Raw genomic sequence first — 9,868 nt, forward strand, 5'->3', positions numbered from 1 at the left:
CTGCAAATCATAGCTTATGTCAGTGTCCGAATTTCGGGGGGTAGCTCAGTTTGATACAGAGCACGACCGTGCGGCGCCCGCAGGGCCGCCCCACGGATCGATCCATGTTTCACACATATTTCTCGCGTTCGGCTATCCGACCACAACGCGGCGTCCAAAGAAGACCGCTGCCTCCTGAGGGACAAACCAGCAGGTGGTCTGGAACTGACGCCTACAGTATTGCGCATTGGGACGCTTGGAGTGGGAGCAATTAAACCCATCTCGATTGCAAAGGCTAGCACGGACGCGAACCTAGAAAATGATTATGACTCAATTGGATCGTCGCCGTTTCGAGGCCTTGGCAGGATACACGCGACATCCCGCGATCACGTTGCTCACGCGGGAATTAGATTGGTTTAGCGATCCCGGAGAGCGCGTTCTCGGGACGCTCGTGTGGGACCGGATTGACGACGACTACGGTTGGGCAGTTTTTGGACGCGATGCTGTCGATCGGTTTCGGGCAATCCAAGCCAACACCTCTTATTCGACTGCCCGTGGCGCCTACGATGCGCTCATGCAAGCCATGGCACAAAACGCGACCAAGCCCGACGAGGCCTTCCACCAGGGCGATGAAACCGGCGCCGCCGTTGATTTCTTCGTACCCGTGATCGACGATGATCGTTTCCACCCGGCCTTCCGCATGTTGCTCGAGGACAGGAGGTACTCCCCGGCACGGGAAATAATCTCAGCCATGATGCGCTACCACGAAGACGTCGATGGAAACTTTGTGCAGAAGTTCCAAGCAGCGGGCTGGGATGCACTGCTCTGGGAACTCTACTTATTCGCAACTTTCAACGAGCTTGGGTTCGTTCGCGTGGGCCAAGGTCCAACCCCCGATTTCGTCTTGCGAGGAAACCAAGGAAGTCTCGCCATCGAAGCCACGAGCGTGAACCCATCCAGTGCTGGGCCAAACGCGGTTCCCGAAGATCCCCAGGCCTTCAAGGCATACCTCGAGAACTACGTACCTATCCGACTATCCACGGCTCTCAGGTCAAAGCTCAATCACAGGCCACCTTACTGGGAACAAGCGGGCGCGGAGGGCATTCCCTTTTGTATCGCCGTACAGGATTTTCATCTCCAGGGTTCCATGAGATACCTGACGTCCGCGGCCACGGAATACGTCTTCGGAGTACGGCACTGGATAGAGGGCGGTGAACGCAAGATTGCCAAGATTGGCATGCACCGCCACGGAAAGAAACGGGCACAATCTGGGTTCTTTGAGCTCGCAGGGGCCGAGAACGTCAGCGCGGTTTTGATCAACCCGCAGGGCACCATCACCAAGTTCAACCGACTGGGCATCGCGGCCGGGTTCGGCGATCCGCGGGTCAAAATGGTGCGCATGGGAATGAAACGTAACGACAACAATTCACAGGCCCCCTTCCCAACCCCCTTCGAAGAAGAAGTCGGGCCAAAATCGACCGAGACGTGGGTGGAGGGAATGGTGGTCCTTCATAACCCGAATGCACGTATTCCCCTCAATCCAGATCTCATACCCGGGGCAGCGCATGAATTCCTCCAAGAAGACGGGAGCATCATGTCATTGTTGCCGGACTTTCACCCCTTCCTTTCGCAAAGCATTGTCACGCTCGAAGACGAGGATAAACCCGAGATGGCTAACCTGCACGAATAGAGAGACCGGCATCGTCGAGTTGCTCACGGTCGGGGAGGTCGCCTAGGGTTTTCAACCCGAAGGCGACAAGGAACTGTTCGGTGGTGACGAAGGTATAGGGTGCCCCGCGCCGCGGCGACCGAGGCCCAGTCCCAATCAGCTCTCGCGCATGCAGCCGCCCGATCAGGTCGCGGCTGATCTCCTTGCCGAAGATGTCCTTCAACCCGTCGCGGGCGATCGGCTGGTGGTAGGCGATGGCGGCCAGCACCGCGATGTCGAATTCGTTTAGATCCAGCAACTGGTTGCCGACATCCGCTGCCGCGCGGATCGCTGGCGCGTAGGCCGCCCGGGTCCGGAACATCCAGCCGCCGGCGACTTGAGCGATCTCGAAGGTCCGCCCCACCAGATCGGCGGTAAGGTCCTCGACCAGAAGATCGACCGACACCCCCTGCCCCACGACCCGCGCCAGATCTTCGCGCGGCACAGGGGAGGCAGAGGCAAAGAGCACCGCCTCGATCCGGCGCATCCATTCGCGCCAGCGCAACTCTGGCGGCAGATCCGCTAGGTCCCGGTCAAGCTCAGGGTCGCGTCGATGTCTGGCCATGCTCATACCCCGTAGAACCGGAAGGTATCGCGGCCCGTCAACTCGCGCACCGCGCCAAGATCGACCAGCCGGTCGCAGAGCCGTCGCGCCGCGCGATTGGGCAACGGCAGGGAAGACGGGGCCACGGCGTCGCGGGCCAGGAACATCTCCACCGCCTCCCCTGCTCCCCTGGCCCGCAGCCGGGGCGCGACCGCCTTCAGATGTGCCGCCCGGCGGGAAAGGTCGGCGGAGAGGCGCAGGGCATCGACCGCCGAGGTAAGAAGCGCCCGATGGCAGGCCATCCGCAGGTCCTCGCCCCGTTTCCGCAGATCGGCGCGCGTCAGGCCCGCGGCCAGCAGCGGCACCACATGGGTCCAGCCAAGGGCCTGGGCGAGGGCCGCATCGGCCAGGATCAAGGCGGTCACATCGGCACGCGGCGCCTCCGCCCATACCGCTTCCAGACCCATCGCCGCGCGGGTCATCGGAGTTCCCCGTCCCGCGTCAAGCCAGCTCGCAATCCGACTTGCCTCGACATGCGGCAGCGCGCGGGCAAGCGCCTTGACCGACACCGGCCGTTCCACCGCGCGCCGCCAGGCGAGGTACATTGCCCCCGCCGGTCCCGGCAGGTCCCCCGGACGCAGCAGATGCACCGCGTCGCGCAGCTCCGCTGCCCGCTCCGGACGCCCGGAAAACGCGACGCAGGCCGCAGCGGCACGCAACGCCAGCCTGTCCCGCAGCAGGGCGAGGGGCACCGCTTCGCGTTCCAGCACAAGATGCAGCTGGCAAAGCGCAGCACCCGAAAAGAACGCAGCATCTTCAAGGGCTTCCGCGCGCGCGGAAGAGATCCAGGAGGGTGTCCCGGACGGGGTGCCAGGGGCGCTGAGGGGATCCGGCCGGGCAAATGTCATGGCCGCAGCCTACAGGTGCGCGGCGCTTTTAGCCAGATAATAGCGCAGTAACCGCCCCGGCTTGCCGGACGCTGTCATGTCCAGTAAGTTTGCCTTATCGGACATGAAAAGATATGCTCCGCGACATGTCAGAAGATCACGAGAAATCGAGCTCAGAAGCACCAATCGGGTCTTCGTCCAGCGAGGACAACGAGAGAGATTGCTCTGACGTCGAGGATTTGACCCGCCTCCACTTTGGGATCGGTTCACACCCCGTCGATCAGGATGTCCATGGCGCGCTTCAAAGCGTCGCGGTGATCGGCCAGAGATCCAACTTGGTCCCGAAGCTCCGCGCCCGGCACCGCGGCCAGTTCCTGAACCCGCACGATCAACGTCGTCCCTTCAAAAGCGACAGCGGGCGTGAGACCCGGAAAGGCCACATACCGGCTTGCCTCGCGCAATGGCGCCACGATACGAGAGGCGTCAATGCCGATCAGATCGGTTTGCAAATCAACGACAAGTTGGCCACCCTTGAGGCGATACAGATCGAACTGTGCCATACCAAGTGGTCCTCAGAAACTGCGGAAGGCCGCGAGGGGCAAACCTTCCTTGGCGATCTCTTCGGCATAGGTGTCGATTGCGGGTTGGTTCGCCTCTCGCCAAAGGCGGTTGCGTTCCACCTTGGCGGCTTTGATGATCGCCGCCTCGGCCAGCCGCGACATGTTGAGGCCAAGCGCCCGCGCCGATTCCGCGACATCGGCGTCGAGGGTCAGATTGACTTTCACGCGGCCCACAGAGACCTCCCGGAGAATGCGTATGGATGAGGAGTATAAGTCAGGTGCAAGTCCCGATCAAGACAAGAGCGACCGGATCACACTCCCCGCCTCTGTGGCCAGTTCCGGCACACTTGACCGCCTCGTCGACACGGCCCGCGACTATGCGCGCTCCGCGGCCTCGGAGAACACACTCAAGGCCTATGCGAAGGATTGGGAACATTTCGCGCGCTGGTGCCGGATGAAGGGCACCGAGCCGCTGCCGCCCTCCCCCGAGATGATCGGACTGTATCTCGCGGATCTGGCGTCCGGGTCGGGCCCCTCCCCTGCCCTATCGGTCTCGACCATCGACCGGCGCCTGTCGGGTCTCGCCTGGAACTACGCGCAGCGAGACCTCACCCTCGATCGCAAGAACCGCCACATCGCCACCGTTCTGGCGGGGATCAAGCGCAAGCATGCGCGCCCACCGGTGCAAAAGGAGGCGATCCTGGCCGAGGACATCCTCGCGATGGTGGCCACCCTGCCCTTCGATTTGCGAGGCTTGCGGGATCGGGCAATCCTGCTTCTGGGCTATGCCGGAGGTCTGCGCCGCTCGGAAATCGTCAGCCTCGACGTCCACAAAGACGACACACCAGATTCTGGCGGTTGGATTGAGCTCTTCGACATGGGCGCCCTCCTGACCCTCAATGCCAAGACCGGTTGGCGCGAGGTCGAGATCGGCCGCGGCTCGAGGGATCAGACTTGCCCCGTGCATGCTCTGGAACAGTGGTTGCACTTCGCAAAGATCGACTTCGGCCCTGTCTTCGTCGGCACATCTCGCGATGGCAAACGTGCTTCGGAAACGCGGCTGAACGACAAACATGTGGCCCGCCTGATCAAGCGCACGGTCCTGGATTCCAGCATAAGATCCGAGCGGCCCGAGAAAGAGCGCCTGGCGCTGTTCTCAGGTCACTCGCTGCGCGCCGGCCTCGCCAGTTCAGCCGAAGTGGATGAACGCTATGTCCAGAAACAGCTCGGTCACGCCTCCGCCGAAATGACCCGCCGCTACCAACGCCGCCGCGACCGGTTCCGGGTGAACCTTACCAAAGCCGCCGGCCTCTGACCCCCAGCCCCATCACGCGGCCTGCCCGCTGAGCCTGCCATAGAAGCTACGCTCGAGGTGCAACTCCCCTGCCCCTGCTTTCTCGACCATGCCGCGCAGATATCCGCCCGGCGAGGAAACTTCTCCCGCGCTGTGCTTCTCGAAGACAAGGGCAAACGCTGCCGTTGCCACCTGAGTGCCCATTCGGTCTTGCGCCACGTTCCAGGCATGTTCCGAGATCCCGATCATTGGCCTGAGTTGCCCCGCAACCCGGTGCAAATCGCCCCAATCCTTCAGGAACCCGCCCATATTGCGGGCCCAAGATGCAAACTCCGGACAGGCTTGCATGATGGTTGGCAGATCCAGCGCCGTGCGCTTCTTGCGCACCTCGACAACCCAGTCTTCCAGCTCCCTATCAACTTGATCTTCGGGCTGGGCATTGGGCACCACGGCCGCCGCTTCCTCTTTTTCTGAGGAATTACGTATTACAGGATTAAGTTGGTTTGTAATTAGTATATGGGGGTCGGAAATGACCTCCCTGGGGTTCATTTCTTGAGTTTTCTCAGAAACTTGTTCCTTAGTTTGCTGCATATTTTCCACAGGCTCAACCGCCTGAATTGCCTTGAGATAGGCGGCTTCAACACGCTCCTGAAGCTCCTTGAACCAGGTCAGCAGCCGTGCCAGTTGATCTGAGGCTTCATGGCGGCGCGGAAGCCGATCCAGAAGCTCATCAAAGAGGCCCGTGAACTGTGTCCAGGGCCCGCGCAACGCGCTGCTGACTGCGGCTTCGATTCGTGCGCGGATCATCCGGCGGGCGACCGTGATTTGACGCTTCAGACGCTGGCAGAGCTCGCGTTCGGCCTGCAACTCGGCATGAAGCTCCTCGAACTCAAGGGCGCGAGCCGAAAGCGGCGACAGATCGAAGCCATAGGCCTCGACGATGCGGCCATTGGCGTCTCTGCGGCCCCACCGCTTGCCATTGGGGCTGTCCTGGAAGGAAATCACACCGAGCTCGGCCAGTCGCCGCGCATGGCGCTTGAGAGCAGAGAGCGAAAACCCGGTCTGCTCCATCAGATAGGCGTTCGACGCCCAGACGATCGGGCGCTGCCCCTTTTCCCAGTCCTGGGCCTGGGTGAATGCCCCGAGCGTGTCGAGGAGCATCATGTCTCCGGCCTTGAGGCCGATGTAGGCCCCTACCCGCTTCACGGCCACGAAGGCCTGCGTTTTGGGAATGGCTACCTGTTCACCGGCTTGGGCAAGCTGCTCTGCGATGCCAAGACCCGGTGTCGGCTTGCGCCAACCTGTATGTTTCATGCCTGTTTCTCACCTCCAGTTATGTGGAGGCAAAAGAAAGCCGTTCGCCGAAGTGGCGTTCTTGTTGACAGTGATTCGCGGGAGAGATATCTTCTAAGCGACCAAACTTTTCAGATTAGCTCTCAGGCCACGCTGCTTGGGGGCTTTTCTTTTGCCTAGATCATTGTTCTGACTGCTCCTCTTTCGTCGCGAGGAATTCACTGTACAGCTGATCGAGTCGGCCCGAGAGAAAGTCCCCGAACTCGGTCGAGTCTTGCGCCGTGAGTGAAATGCTGAATGCCTTTCCGGATCGGCCGATGACGCCTTTGATGCGGCCTTTGCCGGCGGTCCAAGTACGTTTCTTGGGCGTGGCACGCGTTTTTCGGCTTTTCGGCGCCCTGCCCGCTTCTGCTAGCTTGCTGTGCAGGAACTCGAAGCGTGCATCGCTATCGAGACCCTGAAAACCGTCGAACTCCAAAGCTCCTTTGAGGATCTTCTCATTCTTGGGCTCCGAGGCCAACTTCTTGAAATCCTCCCAACGATCACGCCCGATCTGCTTGGCTGGGCCAATCTGTTCGATGACGTTCCGCGGGACGTTCTGCGCCACTGAAAGCATGCGCGAAAGCAAAGTACCGTCAATGGTCAGGGCGGACTGGATCACGTCCTTTGCTTGCCCCATATCCAAAAGGCTCTTCGCAAATAGGGCCTTCTCAATAAATGAGAGATCTGCGCGCGCAGTGTTCTCCTGCCCTTGAGCAAGAATGTGGGCCACGTCGTCCATCGGCTTTACAACTGCGCGAACCTTACGGCCGAGCGCCGATGCAACTCGCACACGGCGATGCCCGAAGACGATCATGTAGCGACCATCTGCTTCTGGATGCGGTCGAAGCAATACCGGTGTGTCCTGGCGACCGGCCGCGATCGATGCTTTCAGTTCGTTGAACGCAATATCGTCATCACTAAGCCGATCCGAGACGAATGACACATCGATCAATTGCGGATCGATCTCGACAATGGTCTCGCCTTCAAGAAGACGCTTCGAGTTCTCCGCAAGGCTATCAATCGAAACCTTCATCGATTTCGATGCACCGCGCATTGCGTATCCAGAGCGACCGGAATCCTTGGGCTGCTCCGGCGAGCCGGCCATGACGCTCTTCAGGAGGTCTTTGCGCGCCATCAAGCCATCTCCTTTTCGTCAGAATCCAACCTACGCGCTGCGCGCATTTCGACAGTTGCACGGCTGTCAAAACTGGCTCTCTGCACGGCTGTCAAAACCTCATTCATTCACGCCCCCAAGCCTTGTGGATCAGTTCGGCGATCGCGTCGTTCACATCATTCAAAGAAGTCACTGCGCGGTCGTAAGTAGTCCGCACGAACTGAGACCGCTCAATTTCGTAAAGCGTCTGTTTGGTGATCCCAGCGTCGGAGATCGCCGTAGATTTTAGCACAGGAGCCGACAGCATCTGATTTGGAAACATCGCCTGGAGGAACCCAACCATCTGCTTCTGGGGGCCGTCCGTTGGTTCAAATCGCGTTACAAGGTAACGGAACCACTTCAGGCGCATGTTCGCTCCAGCGTCACGGATCGTCTTCATGATCCCGCCCAGCATCAGGAGAAATTGGCTCATCGACATGACGTCCAGCATCTGAGGATGGACCGTCACAATGACCGAGGAAGAAGCCGTGAGAGCAGTGAGTGTGAGGTAGCCCAGCTGAGGAGGGCAATCGATCACAACCACGTCATAGCGGTCATCAACCTCGCTAAGCGCCTTCGATATACGAGTGAAGAAGGTACGGCCCTCATGGGGATCGCTACTCGTCAAAGCAACAGGGGTATCGTATTCGTACTCTTGAAGCTCGAGACTTGCCGGAACGATATCTAGGTTGGGAAAATTTGTTGGCCGGATCACCTCTGTGATCGGCTTGCGCTCGTCATCATACCGAAGTGTCTCGTAGAGCGAAGGCACGTTGTCGAGTTCAGGCTGAATGCCGTGCAAAGCTGTGAGCGACGCTTGAGGGTCCAAGTCGATCGCAAGAACTCGATGCCCTTTCAACGCCAAGTGCTGCGCGAGGTGAGCGGCGGTAGTGGTCTTTCCCGAGCCCCCTTTGAAGTTCACGACAGACACGACGTGCAGTTCTTCGCCAGGTTGCCGATAGGGGACATAACGGCGTTTTCCGGGGCGGCCATGCTTGTCGAGATAAGCTCTCAGTTCCAGCATCTGCTCGGCCGAGTAGCTGCGCCTCCCGGACGACGATGTTTCAGGTTCAGGACCTTTGCCTTCGAGATGAAGCTTCTTAATGGTCGACTGCGTCACGCCGAGATAGTAGGCAACCTCGGCCAATGAAAACTGACGTAGACCTTTTTGAGCGTCGGGAGGATACTGTTCCTGACGCAACATATTGAGGCGGTCGGAAATCAACTCTCCTTGCTGTAGGATGATCTCGTCGAAGGATTGATCCTTCGTATCAGCCGTAAAAGACCGTTCTCGCATCTGCCTGCCCTCTAAATATCGCTTTTTCGGCGATTTCGCTCTTTAAACTGTCATCTACACAGAAAAATGAGTCTTAACAACGATTTTCACCCGATGGCTCGAACTCCACCGAGACACCTGCTGGCTTAGATGTTCCGACAAATTGTAGTGATCGCGGAAGATGGCCGCCCAATATATGGGAACTTCTTCGACATCAGCAGATCAGAAGTTGACCTAAACTTCGCGTCTCTCCCGTCGCAATTATTTGCTTTTATTGCCTTTTCTATCTTTGCACGGCTGTCAAAACGGAACCAACTCGAGGCATAGACGCGCCTGTGCAAGCCCGGAAAACCAAGACAAGGAAGCAGTATGTGTCAGCACGAACTCGGATCCGATCTGCAATCATTTACTTCGGCCAAGCGTATCGACCAGGGTACTCTAAAACATAAGCAAGTCTTACCAGAGGGAAGATAAACAGCGGGAATCGGCTGGGTAGCCCCAGCCGATTCTATGCTTCACGCTGCGTCTTTGGGACCCCAGGGGATGACGGCCTGCAGGGACAGATCGTCCTGGTTCGCGGCCTTGCCGAGGTTGGCGTTGAAGCCGTGGTCGCGGATGGTCAGCGTGAAGTAGTCGGCGCTGGTCTCCTTGTTCTGCTTCTTCCAGATGCCGCCGCACTAAACCAGCTTGCCGCGCGGGGAGCGGCCGAGGACGCGGTGCGCGGGGGCCAAAGGGTTCGTGCTCGCGACGGGTTCGACCGTGATGTCGAGGTCGAAGGTCAGCGTCGAGATGGAGCCGACGCCCTTTGCGGTTTCGATGTCGGCGCTGGTGAATTTGATGCAGCTCGTGGTCATAGCTCTTCTCCTTGTTTGTGTTGCAATGATGGTCACCTGGCAGCTGGCCAAGGCCCGGCCACACCGAAGGCGAAGCGTGAGCGGAGAGGGGCGGGCGCCGGTCTTTTTGGTCCGCGAGGAATGGCCCACCCCTGTTCTTTGGTGGGTTAGGGGAAAAAAGATCGGCGGCGACCTTTGTGGACGGGACGACAGCTGCGACCAGCATGTCATGCAACTCAGACAAAGGGTGAGCTACTCCCCATCTCTTGGACAGGATCTGGCGTAAATTAAGCTACTCG

At 59.4% G+C, this 9,868-nt stretch carries 9 protein-coding genes and 1 pseudogene; 2 read left to right on the top strand and 8 right to left on the bottom strand.

Translation table 11 applies throughout. The annotated features are described in order from the left end of the window. Positions 1 to 304: 304 nt before the first annotated feature. Complete coding sequence (locus ATO9_RS23130) at positions 305 to 1,669, top strand: hypothetical protein (protein ID WP_238318859.1); 1,365 nt, start codon at positions 305 to 307, stop codon at positions 1,667 to 1,669. Here ATO9_RS23130 and scpB read toward each other — a convergent pair. From scpB to ATO9_RS23150, 4 genes are all read right to left on the bottom strand, one after another. After that, positions 1,653 to 2,252 (bottom strand): SMC-Scp complex subunit ScpB, encoded by a 600-nt coding sequence (scpB, locus tag ATO9_RS23135; RefSeq protein ID WP_043755177.1) that lies wholly within the window; start codon positions 2,250 to 2,252, stop codon positions 1,653 to 1,655. The two genes, ATO9_RS23130 and scpB, sit on opposite strands and share 17 nt — an antisense overlap. A gap of 2 nt (positions 2,253 to 2,254) precedes the next feature. After that, positions 2,255 to 3,139 (bottom strand): DUF1403 family protein, encoded by an 885-nt coding sequence (locus tag ATO9_RS23140; RefSeq protein ID WP_043755179.1) that lies wholly within the window; start codon positions 3,137 to 3,139, stop codon positions 2,255 to 2,257. Positions 3,140 to 3,384: 245 nt separating this feature from the next. Next, positions 3,385 to 3,678 (bottom strand): CcdB family protein, encoded by a 294-nt coding sequence (locus ATO9_RS23145; protein ID WP_043755182.1) that lies wholly within the window; start codon positions 3,676 to 3,678, stop codon positions 3,385 to 3,387. 12 nt (positions 3,679 to 3,690) lie between these two features. Continuing rightward, the gene (locus tag ATO9_RS23150; RefSeq protein ID WP_043755186.1) at positions 3,691 to 3,912 is read right to left on the bottom strand and encodes a type II toxin-antitoxin system CcdA family antitoxin; all 222 of its coding nucleotides are present in this window, start codon (positions 3,910 to 3,912) and stop codon (positions 3,691 to 3,693) included. A gap of 22 nt (positions 3,913 to 3,934) precedes the next feature. Between ATO9_RS23150 and ATO9_RS23155 the strand changes: the two genes are divergently transcribed. Then, entirely contained in the window at positions 3,935 to 4,993 is a 1,059-nt protein-coding gene (locus tag ATO9_RS23155) for a tyrosine-type recombinase/integrase (RefSeq protein ID WP_156127954.1), read from the top strand. Positions 4,994 to 5,005: 12 nt separating this feature from the next. Here the strand turns inward: ATO9_RS23155 and repC are convergent, their stop codons facing one another. The 4 genes and pseudogenes from repC to ATO9_RS25020 all read right to left on the bottom strand — a co-directional run bounded on the left by repC (position 5,006) and on the right by ATO9_RS25020 (position 9,590). Continuing rightward, the gene (gene repC / locus ATO9_RS23160; RefSeq protein ID WP_043755188.1) at positions 5,006 to 6,286 is read right to left on the bottom strand and encodes a plasmid replication protein RepC; all 1,281 of its coding nucleotides are present in this window, start codon (positions 6,284 to 6,286) and stop codon (positions 5,006 to 5,008) included. Positions 6,287 to 6,446: 160 nt separating this feature from the next. After that, on the bottom strand, positions 6,447 to 7,442 hold the full coding sequence (repB, locus tag ATO9_RS23165) for a plasmid partitioning protein RepB (protein WP_043755191.1): 996 nt from the start codon (positions 7,440 to 7,442) through the stop codon (positions 6,447 to 6,449). Between the two features lie 103 nt (positions 7,443 to 7,545). Continuing rightward, a complete protein-coding gene (gene repA / locus ATO9_RS23170; RefSeq protein ID WP_043755193.1) occupies positions 7,546 to 8,757 on the bottom strand; it encodes a plasmid partitioning protein RepA in 1,212 nt (403 codons plus the stop codon). Between the two features lie 494 nt (positions 8,758 to 9,251). Continuing rightward, positions 9,252 to 9,590 (bottom strand): annotated as a pseudogene (locus tag ATO9_RS25020) (DUF736 family protein). Between the last annotated feature and the right edge of the window lie 278 nt (positions 9,591 to 9,868).

The organism is Pseudooceanicola atlanticus, from assembly GCF_000768315.1.
Classification (GTDB): domain Bacteria; phylum Pseudomonadota; class Alphaproteobacteria; order Rhodobacterales; family Rhodobacteraceae; genus Pseudooceanicola; species Pseudooceanicola atlanticus.